Annotated in this window: 16 protein-coding genes; 4 read left to right on the top strand and 12 right to left on the bottom strand. The window is 56.5% G+C overall.

The window, feature by feature from the left end:
• Positions 1-34: 34 nt before the first annotated feature.
• The 12 genes from SOM48_RS13195 to SOM48_RS13250 all read right to left on the bottom strand — a co-directional run bounded on the left by SOM48_RS13195 (position 35) and on the right by SOM48_RS13250 (position 12119).
• Positions 35-1534 carry a helix-hairpin-helix domain-containing protein gene (locus SOM48_RS13195; protein WP_320512112.1) on the bottom strand — a complete coding sequence of 500 codons (1500 nt, stop codon included), beginning with the start codon at positions 1532-1534 and terminating at the stop codon, positions 35-37.
• A 26-nt stretch (positions 1535-1560) separates the two neighbouring features.
• Complete coding sequence (locus tag SOM48_RS13200) at positions 1561-3117, bottom strand: PP2C family serine/threonine-protein phosphatase (protein ID WP_320512113.1); 1557 nt, start codon at positions 3115-3117, stop codon at positions 1561-1563.
• Positions 3117-4157 (bottom strand): TerY-C metal binding domain-containing protein, encoded by a 1041-nt coding sequence (locus SOM48_RS13205; protein WP_076769847.1) that lies wholly within the window; start codon positions 4155-4157, stop codon positions 3117-3119. Before SOM48_RS13205 ends, SOM48_RS13200 begins: the two co-directional genes overlap by 1 nt.
• An 87-nt stretch (positions 4158-4244) precedes the next feature.
• A complete protein-coding gene (locus SOM48_RS13210; RefSeq protein WP_320512114.1) occupies positions 4245-4883 on the bottom strand; it encodes a vWA domain-containing protein in 639 nt (212 codons plus the stop codon).
• Entirely contained in the window at positions 4883-5524 is a 642-nt protein-coding gene (locus SOM48_RS13215; RefSeq protein ID WP_288881140.1) for a TerD family protein, read from the bottom strand. The genes SOM48_RS13210 and SOM48_RS13215 overlap by 1 nt, the downstream gene beginning before the upstream one ends.
• 21 nt (positions 5525-5545) lie before the next feature.
• Positions 5546-6184: a vWA domain-containing protein gene (locus tag SOM48_RS13220; RefSeq protein WP_023478652.1), complete on the bottom strand. Its 639-nt coding sequence runs from the start codon at positions 6182-6184 to the stop codon at positions 5546-5548.
• Positions 6185-6477: 293 nt separating this feature from the next.
• Complete coding sequence (locus SOM48_RS13225) at positions 6478-6951, bottom strand: hypothetical protein (RefSeq protein WP_023478861.1); 474 nt, start codon at positions 6949-6951, stop codon at positions 6478-6480.
• A gap of 154 nt (positions 6952-7105) precedes the next feature.
• Complete coding sequence (locus SOM48_RS13230; protein ID WP_139568621.1) at positions 7106-8062, bottom strand: HpcH/HpaI aldolase/citrate lyase family protein; 957 nt, start codon at positions 8060-8062, stop codon at positions 7106-7108.
• Positions 8062-9141, bottom strand: a complete 1080-nt coding sequence (locus SOM48_RS13235; protein WP_320512116.1) for a cysteine protease StiP family protein — start codon at positions 9139-9141, stop codon at positions 8062-8064. The genes SOM48_RS13230 and SOM48_RS13235 overlap by 1 nt, the downstream gene beginning before the upstream one ends.
• Position 9142: 1 nt before the next feature.
• Entirely contained in the window at positions 9143-9916 is a 774-nt protein-coding gene (locus SOM48_RS13240; protein ID WP_054804158.1) for an HAD family hydrolase, read from the bottom strand.
• Entirely contained in the window at positions 9909-11051 is a 1143-nt protein-coding gene (locus SOM48_RS13245; RefSeq protein WP_320512118.1) for a phosphoribosyltransferase domain-containing protein, read from the bottom strand. Before SOM48_RS13245 ends, SOM48_RS13240 begins: the two co-directional genes overlap by 8 nt.
• A 9-nt stretch (positions 11052-11060) precedes the next feature.
• Positions 11061-12119, bottom strand: a complete 1059-nt coding sequence (locus SOM48_RS13250; RefSeq protein WP_289743976.1) for an ATP-grasp domain-containing protein — start codon at positions 12117-12119, stop codon at positions 11061-11063.
• Positions 12120-12439: 320 nt separating this feature from the next.
• Here SOM48_RS13250 and SOM48_RS13255 point away from each other — a divergent pair, with 320 nt between their 5' ends.
• The 4 genes from SOM48_RS13255 to terC are packed head-to-tail and all read left to right on the top strand — an operon-like array spanning position 12440 to position 15734.
• A complete protein-coding gene (locus tag SOM48_RS13255) occupies positions 12440-13021 on the top strand; it encodes a TerD family protein (protein ID WP_054804155.1) in 582 nt (193 codons plus the stop codon).
• Positions 13021-14193, top strand: coding sequence for a TerD family protein (locus SOM48_RS13260; protein ID WP_289743973.1), 1173 nt, complete (start codon positions 13021-13023; stop codon positions 14191-14193). Before SOM48_RS13255 ends, SOM48_RS13260 begins: the two co-directional genes overlap by 1 nt.
• 22 nt (positions 14194-14215) lie before the next feature.
• Positions 14216-14671, top strand: a complete 456-nt coding sequence (locus SOM48_RS13265; RefSeq protein ID WP_042715814.1) for a tellurite resistance TerB family protein — start codon at positions 14216-14218, stop codon at positions 14669-14671.
• Positions 14672-14693: 22 nt separating this feature from the next.
• On the top strand, positions 14694-15734 hold the full coding sequence (gene terC / locus SOM48_RS13270) for a tellurium resistance membrane protein TerC (RefSeq protein ID WP_023478822.1): 1041 nt from the start codon (positions 14694-14696) through the stop codon (positions 15732-15734).
• Positions 15735-15778: the final 44 nt, after the last annotated feature.

The following is a 15778-nucleotide window of genomic DNA, read 5'->3' on the forward strand; positions in this document are numbered from 1 at the left end:
AAAGCAGGCAAAGGCTGCCTGCCGTTGATGTTAATCAGTTGGAAAGGAGCTGAACCACCACAAGCCTGCCGCCTTCTTCCTGGGAGAGAACGAACTGCGCGTTGTCCGTCAGCTCGATTTTGTCGCCAATCGGGATAGGCCTTTTATCCGGGAGCGACATCAGCCCCTCAATCCCTTCATTCACCAGCCACCACTGATCGTTATGGTAAACAAAGTAGCCAACACGCTTTTTCTGCTCCGCGGTGGTGCGCTCATTCGGCGCAATTAGCCGGTTCACATGCCAGGCGTAAAGGGACTGACCGCTCCACACCATTAACCGGTGATCGTCAGGCCGGAAGCTGCCTGCCTTACGGGAGGAGTAGAGGTTAAGAATCGGCAATTTCCCACTGTAGGGCGTTGCGCAGTAGGGGCAGACCGGTTTGGTTTTACCGGAGAAGACATACCATTTCTGATCACAACTGCTGTTCTGGCAGGGCTGGATCAGATCTACGGTTTTCACCAGTGCGCTTTCCCACTCATCAGCCGTCGGGCGACGGGTGGGGTTATGTAACCCCTCGATAAACGCACGATCGAACAGTGGCGTCAGATAGGGCCCCATAATGGTATAGGGAATTTTTTCCGGGTCGGCCCAGGGCAGCGCAAACGGGGAGATCTGGTTAAGCTTGACGGCATTGCTTCTGTCCGTCGGGTGTTCGATAAACAGCGCCCGCTCGCCCATCGCCAGCGTTTCGTCCCGTGTCTCATCATCGAGATCGTGGATTTTTCCACCTCTGAGCGGGTGGCGGAAAAAGAGATACATATAGATCAGCACCGCCAGCGCATGGCGATCCGTCGCGATGCTCGGCAGCACGCGCTTAGGATCCTCTTTCGCGAGGTGGCTGGTTTCCACCACTTCCGGCGCGATGAAATCGGGGGTGCCAACCACGTCAGGCGGGTATTTTCCCGGCACGACCAGCCCATCGACATCGATAATACAGGCGTGGCCCTGCTCGGGATCGACCAGCACGTTTTTGTAGCTCAAATCACTGTGGCAGAGGCCTGCGGCATGCATCCTTCTCACCGCACGGGTCAGCAGCAGGCACACCTTCAGATAGGTGAGGGTGTTGCCGCGCTCGCGCGGATCGAGGAATTTGTTCTGGTTACTGGCGCTGGCGAACCATTTTCCCTCTTTTTCACGCCCTTTGATGCCGAGGAAGTCATCATTCTTCGAGCCATACTTAAAGAAGAAGTGCTGCTGATAGACGGGAACGACAATACCGATTTTATTGTTGTGTTCCACGACATGCGTCGGCCAGCAGAAGAGATCTTTCCAGTAATCTCCGCCCGCCTGCTCAAAGATATTCTGCCGGTAACGCCCGGTGATCATATCAATCCGCTCTCTCGCCTGGGCGTTTTGCGGCTTGTGGTAGAAGGCCACCACATAGGACTTGTCCGGTGAGAAGTAGACATCTTTCATCGAACCCGATCCGATGACTTCGTCGACGTACTGCACCGTCTGCCCATCTTTTGTTGTACATGTAACGATATTTGCCATATTCAGTCACCCGTAACGCGTGTCAGTCACCATGCCAGCACAAGAGTGCGGTCATCATGGTTGCCTGGAGAGAAAAAGTTGAGCCACTCGGCGAGACGTTCCGGTGCCTGCCCGGCATCCTCAAGCAGGGGTGAAAGCTCGTTGACCAGCTGCGTCCACTTCTCGTCGCTGCGCAGGCCGTTATCCGTTTCAAAGCGGGGATCGGAGACGCCATCGGTCATCAGGATAAGATGCGAGACATCCTGCCACTTGCCGACGCTGATGCGTCCGGAGAAGGCGGGGTCGGCAATAATCGACGCGTCGAGAAAGCGCGTCTGCCCGGCATACTCGCCGCTGTCAGGATTGCCTAACACGCGCACTTTGCCCGAGGGGCTGTAAGCCGCAATTGCGCCGTCGCCCAGCCAGAACGCGGCGGCAAACAGCTGCTCGCCGAGCCGCAGTGAGACGGTTGCCAGCAGCGTGGTGGAGTAGGTTTTTACCGGCTGCTCCGCGCGAATAGCCTCATTTGAGATGCTGTTAACCGCAAGGGTTGCCGCCTGCTTAAAGTGGTGCAGCATCGCGTTAATGGTGTTTTGCTGCTCCTCTGTTCCCCAGCGCGCGATCTGCTGCTTTAACTCCGCGCCTCGCGGCCCGCGTAACTGGCTGAAGAGATACTCCCCGGCCACTTCGGCGGCAATTCGCGATCCTTCGCGGGAGTTTGCTGCGCTGCCCGCACCATCGGCCACCAGCATTACGCTCCAGCCCGTCTCTTCGCTGTGGTTGAGATAGAAGTCATCATCGCGGAAGCTGCCCGCATGCTCATGAGAACGCCCGCGGCGGCTCGCCCCGGCGATCCTCACGCCATCACGCACAATCCCTTCATGTTCGACATGCGCTTTCGGGTAGGGGGCATCCGCTGGCGGCTCAATGATTTTCCACAGGCTGCGCGGATCCGGGTTCACCACAAACAGCAACGGTGTTTCACCATTGGTGTGCGAAGCGCAGGACCAGCGCACCAGCATCTCGATATCGCCGCTCTGTGACGGTACGCCGCTCAGTACCTGCTGCGCCTTGTCGAAATGAAGCCCGCACGCGTCAGGGATCACAACATCATTAATGGTTGCCGTCTGCCCATCATCAAGGGTAATCACCAGCGGGGCACAAAAGGCTTCGCCTGCACGGGCATTCGGCACGCTGATACGCGCGCAGGGCACAGGGCGTGGACGTTCCGCTTCGGCGGATCGCGCTGGCGGCACCTGGCCAGGTTTCAACACCGGCGGCATTGGGTCAAGGGTCGCTTTTGCCGGGGTCTCAAATTCGTAATAGGGCATTAGCTTCCACAACTCCGGGCGCGGCGCGGCCTGTTCAGCGTCGGGCTCTGTTATCGTGTCTTCTGCTGATGCGATCGCTTCAGCGCTCTCCTCAGCCTGCGGTGTTGTGGCTTTACCCTCGACGGCCGCGAGCTGGTTTTCCAGCTCGGTGAATAACGCGTCGAGTTTGTCCCGCAGCGCAGGCTCCCCGGATAACGCGGTTAACTCTGCCTCGCCGACTTCATGCCCGCGCGACTGCAGAATAAAGCCAATAATCTCTTTTTCAGCGCTCATTAGCCTCGTCCTCTGCTCACGTCAAAATCGGAATCTCCGCCGTTATCTCTGAAGGAGAGCACTCTTTCGCACCATGGGCAGACCACCTCATCAGGCCCATCGATGCAGAGCAGTTTGCCGCAGGCGCACATGGCAAACGCGCTGGCGTTACCGCAGTGGGGGCAGCCCGGCACACCGTGCAGATCACGGGTGTTTACCTGCACGTTGTAGGTCGATGCGTCAGACCAGTCGAAGTACTCTTCATCGATAGGGTAGCAACCGGCAATATTGAAGTTATTCAGGTTAAGACGGAAATCGAGACCGGAGACGTTCACCGGCGGGCGCTCATATTTCATCAGATAGGGGCGGCGGGTTTTGCTGCAGCGCCCGGTGAGCGTCACGCAATTCTCATCATAGGCGCGGACAACGTCCTCTTTCGCCAGCCGGACGATATACTCCGTCTGGTTGAGTTCCGGCGGTTTCTCTTCACCCACGCTGCGGCTATGGGCGGTGACCGAGGCGGTGATCCACTTAATAAAGCGGGTAAAGTCACCCTCACGGGACTCGGTAAACAGCATCACATTTTCCGTCAGCTGCCTGAGGATATTGAGATCCGCCGAGGGGCCAAGACCGACCGCGATAAGGTTAACTTTGCGGGCGTAGTGCTCTTTCCAGCGTTTGATCTCCGCGCTGGGATCATCCGTCGGGCGGCCGTCGGTCAGCAGGTAGACCACCGGTTTCCAGTCCCCTTTAACTTCATGGGTGGTGACCCTCACCTGGGTGTCGATCTGCACACTTAGCTCCCGCAGCGCGGCGCCAAGGTGCGTGCCACCACCAATCGGCAGGCGCGGCGGATAAAACGAGGCGATCTCATGCAGCGGAACAATGGTGCGCGCAATGCCTGCAAAGGCGATGACCGAGACCCAGGCCGTCTCCAGCGCATGGGGATCCTTTCTTAAATCACTGACGATCATTTGCAGACCATCGTTCATTTTTTTCAGGTTTTCACCAATCATGGACTCTGAGCAGTCCAGGACAAAAAATACCGGAAGGCGTCTCATTGCTTATCCTCGTGAGGGCCGTGTAACGCGAACAAAAGGGGAGTGACAGAGAGGCGCGGCACGCCAGCGCGTTGCCTCTCCTGTTCCTTACAGCACCAGCTGGATCTCCGGCGGTGGCGGCGGAAGGTTATCCGAGTCGTTATTCACGCCCGCGCTGGAGCTGCCCGATGAGACGCTCGCCGAGACCCATTTAAAGAAGCCCGCGAAGGCCGTTGAATCGAGGGTTTCGAGCGATACCACCTTATCTGTCAGCTGTTTGAGGTGCTCGTGGCCCGCTTTCGGGCCAACCGCACAGGCGATGATCGAGCCAAATGCGCGGCTGCGAATCCCTTTCACCGCTTCGCCATAAGCGAAGGCATCTGAAGGCGTGCCGTCAGTCATCAGAAAGACCAGCGGTCGCCAGTCACCTTTCTGGTCGCCATCGGCGCGACGTACATCCCGGTCGACGCACTCGATCAGGCACTCCAGCGCCGCACCGGTAAAGGTGGCTCCCGCGCTTGGCACCACGATGTCGGCGAACTGGAAATCCTCCAGCGGCGTCAGCGGAATAAACTCACGCGCCGCATTATCGAAGGTGATGATGGAGATATGGACACTTTCAAGGGCGTAGGGATCCTGACGAAGAGCGCTCAGCATCGCCTGGATACCGACGTTAACGGCGTGAATCGACTCGCCGCGCATCGAGCCGGAGGTGTCGATCACCAGGTAAACGGGTAAGCGGCGCATCACATATAGTTCCTCAGGTGGGCGACAAAGGAGTCTGAAGGCGACGGCTCGCCGATGGCATTCAGCTTCCAGCCGGTCGGTTCACGCACCAGCTCGGCAAACACCATGGAGCGCTGGTGAGTAAAGTTCGGCCCGCCGGAGAGATCAAAGCGCGCCATCTCAACGTTACGGGCATCAACGGCACGGATAAACGCGTTCTGCACTTTACCGAAGTGCTGCTGCAATTTTTCCCCGTTATAGATCTGCACGATAAAGACAATTTTTTCATATCTGGCGTCCAGCGCATTGAGCTTGACGATGATCTGCTCATCGTCGCCGTCACCCGCGCCGGTGCGGTTATCGCCCGTCAGCCAGATATCGCCCGTTTTGTGGCGCAGGCTGTTGAAAAAGATAATGTCGCCATCGACCAGCGTCGGTTTGCCATTCTCCACCTTGCCGAGATCGGTCACCTTTCCTGCGGCGTTACAGAGGAAGGCGATCACATCGAGGTCATACTCCTCCTCTTTCTTACCAAACAGCCCGCCCAGCAAACCTTTCTTCTCTTCGTTGATATCCCAACCCAGACCAATGGTGACGGAGGAGAGATCGTGCTCATTTTTCTTCAGGCTCACGCCCTGGCCTTTGCTCAGACTGACAGACATAACGTCCCCTTAATCGATGAGTTATAAAACGACATTCACTTCCGGCGGCGGTGGCGGCAGATCGTCGAGGCCAATCACCTCTTTTTTGCTGGATTCCACCTTCTGGCTGCCTACCGAGATGCTGGCGCTGACCCATTTGAAGAAGGCTTTGATGGATGAGCTGTCGGCGGTATCAAGCTGCAGCACCACTTCGGTGATCTCTTTCAGCACGCTGGTGTCGGCATCATGACCCGCTGCGCAGGCCACCACGACGCCGGTGCGCGCCGATTTAAAATCCTGCAACCCTTTGCGCCAGTCATCGGTCGGGGAACCGTCGGTCATCAGAAACACCAGCGGTCGCCAGTCACCTTTGGTATCCGCGGTGGTTTTCTGCACTTCACTGCTGATGGCGCTGGCGGCAAGGGAGAGCGCTTCACCAAGGGAGGTTGTGCCGCTGGCGGCAAGTGTCGGTAACTGGAAGCTCAGCAGATCGGTTAGCGGTACCGCCTGGCGTGCCGATGAGTCAAAGGTGATCACCGAAACATAGGCAGTTTCCAGGGCATAGGGATCTTGCTTAAGGGTGGTAAGGAGGGTCTGCACGCCGTTTTTAACGGCTTCGATCGGTTCGCCATGCATCGAACCAGAGGTATCAAGCAACAGATAAACGGGTAGTCTTCGCATTATCTAATCCTGTTAGAGGTATGAAAGGTTTGTATCCAGCAATAGCAGAGAAAGCCGGGAGAGACTGTGAATTGCAGCGAAGCGCAGGAAAAAAAAGAGAGCCTTAAATGAAATTAGCGCTTTTTCAACAACTACATAGCGTTATGCCGCGCGGCCTCTGCGAAGTTTAGTCCGCATTCAGCGTGGCGACCATGCGCAATGCGTGTCAAGACGCCAACTTTTATAGGCATCAACAGGGAAAGATAAGAAGATGGGCAAAAAGGGGCGCCCGGCCTGCTGCCGGGGCACGAGAATTAACGCGCGAGCTTTTTGGCGTTGAACTCTTTAATCAGATCGTCGACGGCGCGTTCGGCCAGCTTTTCGACGGCTTCACTGCGCGTCGTACCGCTCAGATTCGCCAGGCGGTCGATTTTGCGCAAGATGCGCATACGCAGCGAGAGCGAGACGGCGGTTTTTTTATCCTTATCGAGATACACTCTGCCGCCCGTTTCGCTGGTTTTCAGCTCGGCGTGCGCCGCGAGGGCTTCATTCATACGACGCAAGGTCTTCTTATCCAGATGCCCCGGATTAACAAGATGGTAAGAGTGCGCCGCCTTGCTGTACTTGATCTCCGCGGAGTAGGATTCACGCAGCTCTTTCAGTGCCCGGGTAAGCGTCGGCTCCGAGCATTCAAGGCTGGTGATAATATCAGCCGCGGCGACGGGTTTACCGGAACCCAGTAAATTGGCGAGCTTAAAAATCCTTTCCTGTCTGGTGTTTAATTGCATCGTTAGGTTTAGCCTGCCTCAAAGGTAGTGGATCAAGTGCGTTCAAACGTCTGACATTAACGTTGCGCTATTCTTCTCTCAGTTCGCTTCCCTGAACAAAATGGCCATCAATGCTAGCAGGCCGATCCTCAATATGAGCTAAATCACGCGCGCCTTATTGATGCTGAGTCGCGGGAAGCAGCCTGATGCCATCTGCGCTTTGCTCATTCACCAGACCATACACCTGCGCGCGTTCGAGGATACCGACGGCCCAGCGACGGTGCGTCGCCGGTTCGCACATCGACCCCTGGGATTTAAATACCGCCTGGGTCGAGTTGAGAATGCGCAGGGCGTCGGAGTGCTCTCCCTGAGTGACCATCAGCGCTCGCTCAATGACCGCAATCTGCCGCGGGTGGATCGCCGTTTTACCGACCAGGCCATGCGCCATATCGAGCGCCAGCTCCCGCGCCATCACATCATGATCGTCAATGTGTTCGCAAACGGGCGCGGTCAGCGCGAAATCACGCGGTGCAAATACCGACACCAGCATTTTGATCACGTACCCCATCGGGCTGTCGTAGAGCGTCAGATCGCGCGGACGACGCAGGGAGACCACGTTCATCAGATCGTTGCCACCGATGCGCAGCGCAATAATCCGGCTGTGACAGGGGTGGGCGAGCAGGGCGATAGCCAGCTCACGCATCTGAACAACGTCAAACACCTCTTCGGTTTCGAGAGTAGGCATCATGCAGAGGTGCGTATTGCCCATGATCTCCCACCACTGCGGCAGTGCGCTGAGGGTGAATTTCGGCAGTACAAACCCGTCAACGGCAGAGAGATCGAGGTGCTCCGTCAGCCATTTCCCCATCTCAGGGTGGCGCGGGCGAATGAACACCAGCGGCCAGTCACCATTGCCGCCAGCCTGTTTGGCAGCGTTGAGGGTGTGTAACAGCTGCGCAAGGTTGGCAAGGGCATCCGGCATATCCGCTTCGCTGACCGCGTCTTCCAGACAGATCACCAGCGAGCGCAGGCCGGGGATTTTTCCGTCGAGGATCGCCCCGGCAATATCGTTACGTGTGGCGGGCATGTAGAGCGTCGCGCCCAGATGCCAGGGGGAGAGGCGTGTAGTCATCAGAGTACCTTCTTGATTATCGTGACGGCCCGATACTGCCCGAGCTGCGCGCCCATCTCAGTAACGGCAATGCCTTTTTCGCGCGCCAGCCCGACGAGCAGGGCAACGTCCGGATCGTCTGTTGCACGCACAAAAACGTGATCGGGTACGCGGCGCAGCACCGCGCGGGTCGCCTCCGCAATCCCGGGTTTGATACGGTTGACGCTGTCGACGTTAAACTGCTCAGCGAGATCGGCGATCACCTCGCGGCTCTTTTGCCATAACGCCTGCGCGGCATCCAGATCCCAGTGCAGGGCAGGGAGGCTCGCGGGTTGCAGCGTTTTACGAAACTGCGCAACGGTATCGACCAGAATGCGGCTGCACTCATATTCACGCAGATGATCGCAGACCACACAGCCGTGTAGCCCCTCTTCAGTCCACACCGAGCGGGAGATAAGACCCGATACCGGCGCGCCCATAATACCAAAGGGGATCAGCCAGTCGTCGTCGCTCGCCGCCAGCCATGAGCAGCCGCAGGGATCGGCCAGCACCACCAGACGCGGCTGCGGCGGATAACCCTCGCGTCCTTTGAGGGTACGAATCAGCTCCCCGGTGATTGCCCCTTTACCTGTCCAGCCATCGACAAACACAATGCCGCGCGTGCCGTGCTGACCCTCGATAATCTTCAGCGCTTCGCCGTCGATGCCACGGTCACGGATGATACTGATGCCGTAGTGAAAAGAAGTTTTGCCCATATCGCGCAGCGCCTGGTGCAGCATTACGCCGAGCGGGACGCCCGCGCGAACAAGGCTGACCAGAATAACCGGTTCGTCGCCAAAACGTGCCGCCAGTTCGCGGGCAAGCTGCGTGACCTCTCTGGCGAGCCGTTCAGCACCGCTGTCGAGCGCCCGCTTAAACAGATCGAGGTGCCACGGTGTCGGGGCTGGCTCCTGGCTGAGCATGTCGGAGTAGTGCTTTTTGCCTGACTGGATCAACGCCTCTTTTTGATCGACCGGGGTCATCTCCATCTCAACAGGCTGAAGCAGGAACTCCACGTCGCCGGGTAAGTAGGAACCGGAAAAGCTCGCTTGTGGCTGCATGTTAACCCTCATTAAAAATGCGCTGCGCAATGGCGTCGGCAAACTGGCTCTGACGCGGCATCCCAAACCAGCTGCAGAGCTGCATAAAACGGTGATCGCTCAGGCTGTCGCCGAGACCCAGCACCGGGAAAATGCCGCGCTCGGCGCGCAGCTTCTCCAGCAACCAGCTCACGGCCAGCCCCTTCTCGACGGGCTGCGGAAGCCAGGCGACATTGTTACTGTTGCGGTGAATGTAGAAACCGTCGGTCGGGAACTGCTGCTCGATCTCATCGGCGATGGCATTCAGCTCGTCAAGGCGCGTGCTGTCCCGGTGTTTCATCACCATATAGATCGGCGTGCCATCATACTCATAATTGAGTCTCGCCCAGGCGTTGATGCCCTTTGCCTCCATCATTTCGGTGATAAGGCGCTGCATGGTGACGAGTCTTTCCCCATAGGCAGACAATTTATCGAGCATATGGGCTTTCCACGCCTCATCGGGCTTGCCCTCTGGCGTCAGGATCACCGCACCGTGGGTGGTAATGGCCCAGGAGCGGAAGGGGATCTGCACGCGGCTAATCTCTTCCGTTCCCCTGGCGGTAACCGGAATAAGCTCGGCCTGCTCCAGTAGCCAGTCCACTAACATCGCCTGCTCTTCGGTCATAAAACTGCGTGGCGACAGCGAACGGTCCACGGCACCGGTGCGAAAAGGCTCCAGCGCCAGCTCGTCAACCATTTTACGGCGGGTCTGGAACAGGGTGTCATCAAGATCGCTCAATACGACGGGCTTATTCATAGGTAACAACCTCAACGACAGGGGCAACATCCGCCAGCGCCGTCAGCAACTGGGTATCGATACTCTCAGCCGCCGTCTCGGTGCAGAGCAGCACGCGGTCAAACCGCTGGTGGCCGACGTTATAGACAAAATTGGCAATGCCGAGACCATAATTGTCGGTAAAGGAGATAACCGACTCGATGGCAAAGCCGAGCGCAATCGGGGAGCGGGTCGTGGAGCTGTAAAAGGCCTGCGCGCCGGCGTTTTCAAGACGCTCGGCCAGCAGGAACGGCTCCCAGACAAACTCACCGCTGCCGAGAACCAGCACGCGCTCACCCGGCGCAACGCGGATCTCACGGCCCAGATCGGCGGCTGGCGCGATCATCCCGAGACGGCCCCAGCTCTGTTTTCCGGTGATCTCCCACGTGCCGCGGGAGGTGACATTCACGGCGGGCATGACTGGTACAGGCGCATCGGGAAACGGAGTCCAGCTCCATTCGCCGCTGACAAGGGAGACCGCCGTTACCGGCAGTGGGCAGCGCGCCGGTAACGCATTATTGCTCCAGTCGGTCAGCGTAATGGCGACTACCTGCTCCAGCTGCGGCAGGTGGCCGGTTTCACGGAGCGCCGCCAGCAGGTTGATGAAGGTGTTGCCGGTTGTCGCTTCGTCATCAATCATCACCAGCGTGCGCGCCTCGCTCACCCGGCGGCGCTTCTTTTCATCATCCGGCCAGTAGATCAGATGGTCGGTGGCATGGCTGTGCTCTTCTTTAAACTCGCAGAGCAGTTCGCCCTCGACAGGGTGGCGGGTCGAAGTGAGATAAACCGACTCTCTATAGGTATGGCGCAGTTCGTCAAATACGCCAGCGCCCAGACCAACGGCGGTTTCCGCCATGCCGATAAAGAGCACCGGGCCCGGCAGATCGGCCGGGAACTGACTGGCAAGCTGCCTGTAAGCCTGGCGCATGATGGCAGGCGAAACGGGAATATGGCGGCCGAGCACTTTACTGACAAAGAGAAACGCCCGTTTAGGGTTGCGTCGCTCGGCGATTTCGAACAGGTTTTGCAGCGCGATCTCTCCCTGGTTGCGCGTCACCTGGATGACGCCGCAGGAGAGCGTACGGCGATAGAGTGCATCTTCAGGCACTAAAGACATAATCCAGCCTTAGTTCAGTCGGTTAGAGAGGGTCTGCGGATAGAGCAGCACGTCTGTCACCGCTCTCACGGCGACGGAGGAAAAGGCGGATGCTGCACGCCCAATGACCTCATCTTTTGTCAGCAGGCCAAGCTTAAACGCCGCAAACAGGCCCGGTAAGTTGACGCCACTATGTTGGGTATAACCGATCCCGCCGGAAGGGCGCATGTTAATCTCCAGCAACAGTGGTGTTCCCTGATGATCGTTGCGTGTCTGCACGTTAACCAGCCCATCTGCTTTCATCACGCGGGCGCAATTGCAGGCCAGCTCGAAAGCGGCCCCTTCATTAACCAGATACTGAATCGCTCCCTCTTTTCTGCGACCAACGGCCGCGAGGATTTCGCCGTTGTCGGCAAAAATATCGACGGAGTACTCTGGGCCTGGCAGGTAGGGCATCAATACCAGCGGCTTAAATGATTCGGCGCTGGCGAGCGCGGCAAGATAGTGCTGCGGGTTAACCGTGCGGTTTTCGGGATGGTTAAAGAGATCCATTGCCGCTGCGGTGTCATCAAAACGCCAAAAACCCATGCCATAAATGCCGGTTACCGGTTTTACGCAGACTGGGCTGTCAGAGAAGGGCGGCGACGCGAGATAAGTTTGCAGATCGCTCACGGAATCAACCCGCCATGAGGGGACGACCGGCAGCGCGTGCTGCTGCATCAGTCCGGCAAAAGCGACTTTATCTTCAGCTAATGCGAGCCACTCTGCGCTGGTGGAACCGGTAGTGAGGGTAACGCCAGTGGCCTCAATGGCGGCGCGGTGCTCTTCAAACCACAGGGTATTGCGGCCAGCGTGAATATGGTGAATGCCATGTGTCGCCACAATATCGGTGATAAACGACAGGCGCTCAGAGGCCTCTTGTGGCTCGATCAGCGCGTGGTCTGCAACGGATAAGATCTCATTGCGCTCATGGCGGTGTGAGGCATACACGGTCAACTGAAGATGTTGCGCTGCGGCGAAGGTTTTAATTCCCTGAATAATATCTTTTTGGGATGACAAACCTTCCATGAGCCAAATTTTGTTATTCATATTTTTTTATTACCCGAAAAAGCATGCAGCAAGAGGTGATGGGTGAGTCTAAGAATGTCATCAGAGCATGTCAATCATAATATGATGAGTAAAACTGGCATCAGATTGCATTTCACTAAAAATTTATCACGCAAAAATAAATAATAAATTCAATTGGTTGACTTGTTTTTACAAGAGTATTCCAGCGCAGTCACGTTGCCTTTTCGCCAAAACCTACCAATATTTACCTTGTCAGAGAACTTCATCATGATATGATTTTTTTCGTTCGCGATTAGCCTACCTTTGATTGTCATGACCATTACCAATTTAAGGAATAAAGCATGGTTTCATTAACGAAGAACCAGACGGTATCACTCAGCAAACAATCTTCGGCACTCAGTCAGCTTCAGTTTGGTCTCGGTTGGGATCCGATTAAGAAAAAGGGCCTGTTCGGCGGGCTGTTTAGCGGCAGCGACTCTATCGATCTCGATGCGGGCTGCGTATTGATGGACAGCTCCGGCAATACCATCGACACCATCTGGTTTCGCAAACTGACTTCCAGCTGCGGCTCCGTCGTCCACAGCGGAGACAACCTCACCGGGGAAGGCGATGGTGACGATGAGGTCATCACCGTTAATCTCACCCGGTTACCTGGCAACGTTGAATACCTCGCCTTCACGGTAAACAGCTTCCGTGGCCAGACCTTTAATGACGTTGAAAATGCTTTCTGCCGCGTGGTCGATCAGTCTGGCAAAGAGCTTGCCCGCTACAAACTGACCGAGCAGGGCTCCCATACCGGTATTGTTATCTCCTCGCTGCGCCGTAACGGCGGCAACTGGGACTTTACGGCCCACGGTCACGCCTGCCGCGGTCGTACCATTGACGATATGCATACTGATATCGTCGCAACGGTCGTACGCTAATGAACCTGACGCCGGGGGGCAATGCCCCCGTTCCAGCACAAGAGCTTCGGGTTCGCGTCACCTCTGGCGGCGCGGTTGATGCCTCAGCGTTTCGCCTCTATGCCAGCGGTAAAGTACAGGGCGATGCGGATATGGTCTTCTACGGCCAGCCGCGCAACGACGATGGCTCAATCAGCCTCGCCAGCGAAGGCCAGTACTCCACCTTTACTGTGGCGCTTAATCGCCTGAAGCCTGATGTTCAGAAGGTCGCTTTTACCGTCACCTGTGACGGAGGGCAGACGGTTGCCGGGCTGCGCACGCTGACTATTGATGTAGAGCAGGGCGCAACCAGCGTGGTGAGCGGCGTTGTCGATGTCAACGGTCGTCAGGAAGCCGCGCTGATCCTGGGCGAATTCTATCGCCGTAACGACGAGTGGAAATTCCGCTTTGTCGCGCAGGGTTTTAACGGCGGCCTGAAACCGCTGGCGGAGCATTTCGGTGTCAACATCGCCGACGATCCTGCGCCAGTGCCAGTTTCGCCGCCACCCGCACCGCCTGTGGCGCCTCCGGCTCCGCCGAAAGAGAGCAAAATCAGCCTGAGCAAAGTGTCGCTCACCAAAGAGAAACCGGCGATCAGTCTGACCAAACGGGATAACTTTGGCGAGATCCGCATTAACCTCAACTGGCACCGTGGCAACGGAAAATCGGGTCTGGCCGGCATTTTCGGCGCGAAGGGCATCGATCTCGATCTTGGCGCGTTTGTTGAGCTGCAGGATGGCTATAAGTCGGTTATCCAGGCGCTCGGTAACGCCTTCGGCAACTATCAGGGCGAGCCGTACGTTCAGTTACAGGGCGACGATCGTACCGGTGAAGTGTCGGATGGCGAGTGGTTACACATTAATGGCCGTGAATGGAAGCAGATCCGTGAAGTCCTGATCTACGCTTTTATCTACCAGGGCGTGCCGAGCTGGGATAAGACGGATGGTGTTGTCACGATCCATATGCCGGATCAACCGCCCATCGAGACACGTCTTACCGAAGGTGAAAACCGCCAAACGCTGTGCGCTATCGCCAGGCTGGTAAACGAAAACGGTGCAATCAAAGTCGAGCGAATTAACCAGTACTTCAAAGGCCAGGATGAAATGGACCGGGCATTTGGCTGGGGGTTTCGCTGGAGTGCCGGCTCTAAATAACACAGCAATAAAGGACACCACTATGAGTTTTTTTGACAAAGTAAAAGGCGCCATCAACTCCAGTCGTGATGAACTGACCCGACAGGTTGGCCGTTTCAAAAACAAAAAATTTATGCAGGGCACCGTGGCAGTATGCGCGCGGATCGCCGTCTCCAGCGACGGCGTAAGCTCTGAAGAGAAGCAGAAGATGATGGGCTTTCTGCGCTCTTCCGAAGAACTGAAAGTTTTCGATACCAATGAGGTGATCGAGTTCTTTAACAAACTGGTCTCGAGCTTTGATTTCGATATCGAAATCGGTAAAGGCGAAACCATGAAATACATCCTGGCGTTAAAAGACCAACCGGAAGCAGCGCAGCTGGCTCTGCGTGTTGGTATTGCTGTTGCGAAGAGTGACGGCAACTTTGACCAGGATGAGAAAACTGCCGTGCGCGAAATTGCTCTCGCGCTGGGCTTCGACCCGGCTGAATTTGGCCTCTGATCTGCATCCCTAAGGGTAAATTATGGTTTCAACACACATCGGTTTTCCGACTGAAACAGTTATTGTTTTTATCGCGCTCTCAGTCGGTGCCATCTTTATTGACTTGTTTATGCACCGTGACGACAAGCCAATATCCCTGAAGAGTGCCGCGCTCTGGTCGCTCTTCTGGGTTGCGGTTGCGATGGCATTTGCCGGTTTCCTCTATATTCATCACGGCGCGGAAGTCGCCAGCCTGTTTGTGACCGGTTACGCGCTGGAGAAAGTGCTCTCCGTCGATAACCTGTTCGTGATGATGGCCATCTTCTCCTGGTTCGCCGTGCCGGATCGTTACCGTCACCGCGTGCTTTACTGGGGCGTAATTGGTGCCATCGTGTTCAGGGGTATTTTCGTTGCGATTGGTACCAGTCTGCTGAGCCTTGGTCCATACGTTGAAGTGGTTTTCGCCATTATTGTGGCCTGGACTGCGGTGATGATGCTGAAAAGCGGCGACGACGATGATGAAATCGAGGACTACTCCCAGCATCTGGCGTACCGCATGGTGAAACGCTTCTTCCCGATCTGGCCAAAGCTGAAGGGTCATGCCTTCCTGCTTAATCAGAAGGAAGTGGATGCGGAACTGGCAAAACCAGAAAACAGTGATGTGACCATCGGCCGCGGTAAGAAAGCTGCCCTGTATGCAACACCGCTGTTCCTGTGTGTGGCCGTCGTTGAACTTTCGGATGTTATGTTTGCATTCGACTCTGTCCCGGCCATTATTGCTGTTAGCCGTGAACCGCTGATTGTTTATAGCGCCATGATGTTTGCTATCCTCGGCCTGCGTACGCTCTACTTCGTGCTCGAAGCGCTGAAGCAGTACCTGGTTCATCTGGAGAAGGCGGTTATCGTTCTGCTGTTCTTTATCGCAGCGAAGCTTGGCCTCAATGCCACCGACCACATCTGGCACCATGGCTATAGCATTTCGGCGACGACCAGCCTGTATGTTGTACTGGGTGTGTTGGCGCTGGGCATTATCGCCAGCGTGATGTTCCCGGCGAAACCCGATTCAGAGGAAAAGGGGAGTTAATCCCCTCACGTATTACGCTAAATCCATAACAATTTGAGAGGTTA

Origin of the sequence: Kosakonia sp. CFBP8986, assembly GCF_034044935.1 — a bacterium.
Taxonomy (GTDB): Bacteria; Pseudomonadota; Gammaproteobacteria; order Enterobacterales; family Enterobacteriaceae; genus Kosakonia; species Kosakonia cowanii.

Coding starts and splice junctions, on each gene's coding strand:
- SOM48_RS13195 (WP_320512112.1), bottom strand. CDS start 1,534: ATGGCAAATATCGTTACATGTACAACAAAAGATGGGCAGACGGTGCAG.
- SOM48_RS13200 (WP_320512113.1), bottom strand. CDS start 3,117: ATGAGCGCTGAAAAAGAGATTATTGGCTTTATTCTGCAGTCGCGCGGG.
- SOM48_RS13205 (WP_076769847.1), bottom strand. CDS start 4,157: ATGAGACGCCTTCCGGTATTTTTTGTCCTGGACTGCTCAGAGTCCATG.
- SOM48_RS13210 (WP_320512114.1), bottom strand. CDS start 4,883: ATGCGCCGCTTACCCGTTTACCTGGTGATCGACACCTCCGGCTCGATG.
- SOM48_RS13215 (WP_288881140.1), bottom strand. CDS start 5,524: ATGTCTGTCAGTCTGAGCAAAGGCCAGGGCGTGAGCCTGAAGAAAAAT.
- SOM48_RS13220 (WP_023478652.1), bottom strand. CDS start 6,184: ATGCGAAGACTACCCGTTTATCTGTTGCTTGATACCTCTGGTTCGATG.
- SOM48_RS13225 (WP_023478861.1), bottom strand. CDS start 6,951: ATGCAATTAAACACCAGACAGGAAAGGATTTTTAAGCTCGCCAATTTA.
- SOM48_RS13230 (WP_139568621.1), bottom strand. CDS start 8,062: ATGACTACACGCCTCTCCCCCTGGCATCTGGGCGCGACGCTCTACATG.
- SOM48_RS13235 (WP_320512116.1), bottom strand. CDS start 9,141: ATGCAGCCACAAGCGAGCTTTTCCGGTTCCTACTTACCCGGCGACGTG.
- SOM48_RS13240 (WP_054804158.1), bottom strand. CDS start 9,916: ATGAATAAGCCCGTCGTATTGAGCGATCTTGATGACACCCTGTTCCAG.
- SOM48_RS13245 (WP_320512118.1), bottom strand. CDS start 11,051: ATGTCTTTAGTGCCTGAAGATGCACTCTATCGCCGTACGCTCTCCTGC.
- SOM48_RS13250 (WP_289743976.1), bottom strand. CDS start 12,119: ATGAATAACAAAATTTGGCTCATGGAAGGTTTGTCATCCCAAAAAGAT.
- SOM48_RS13255 (WP_054804155.1), top strand. CDS start 12,440: ATGGTTTCATTAACGAAGAACCAGACGGTATCACTCAGCAAACAATCT.
- SOM48_RS13260 (WP_289743973.1), top strand. CDS start 13,021: ATGAACCTGACGCCGGGGGGCAATGCCCCCGTTCCAGCACAAGAGCTT.
- SOM48_RS13265 (WP_042715814.1), top strand. CDS start 14,216: ATGAGTTTTTTTGACAAAGTAAAAGGCGCCATCAACTCCAGTCGTGAT.
- terC (WP_023478822.1), top strand. CDS start 14,694: ATGGTTTCAACACACATCGGTTTTCCGACTGAAACAGTTATTGTTTTT.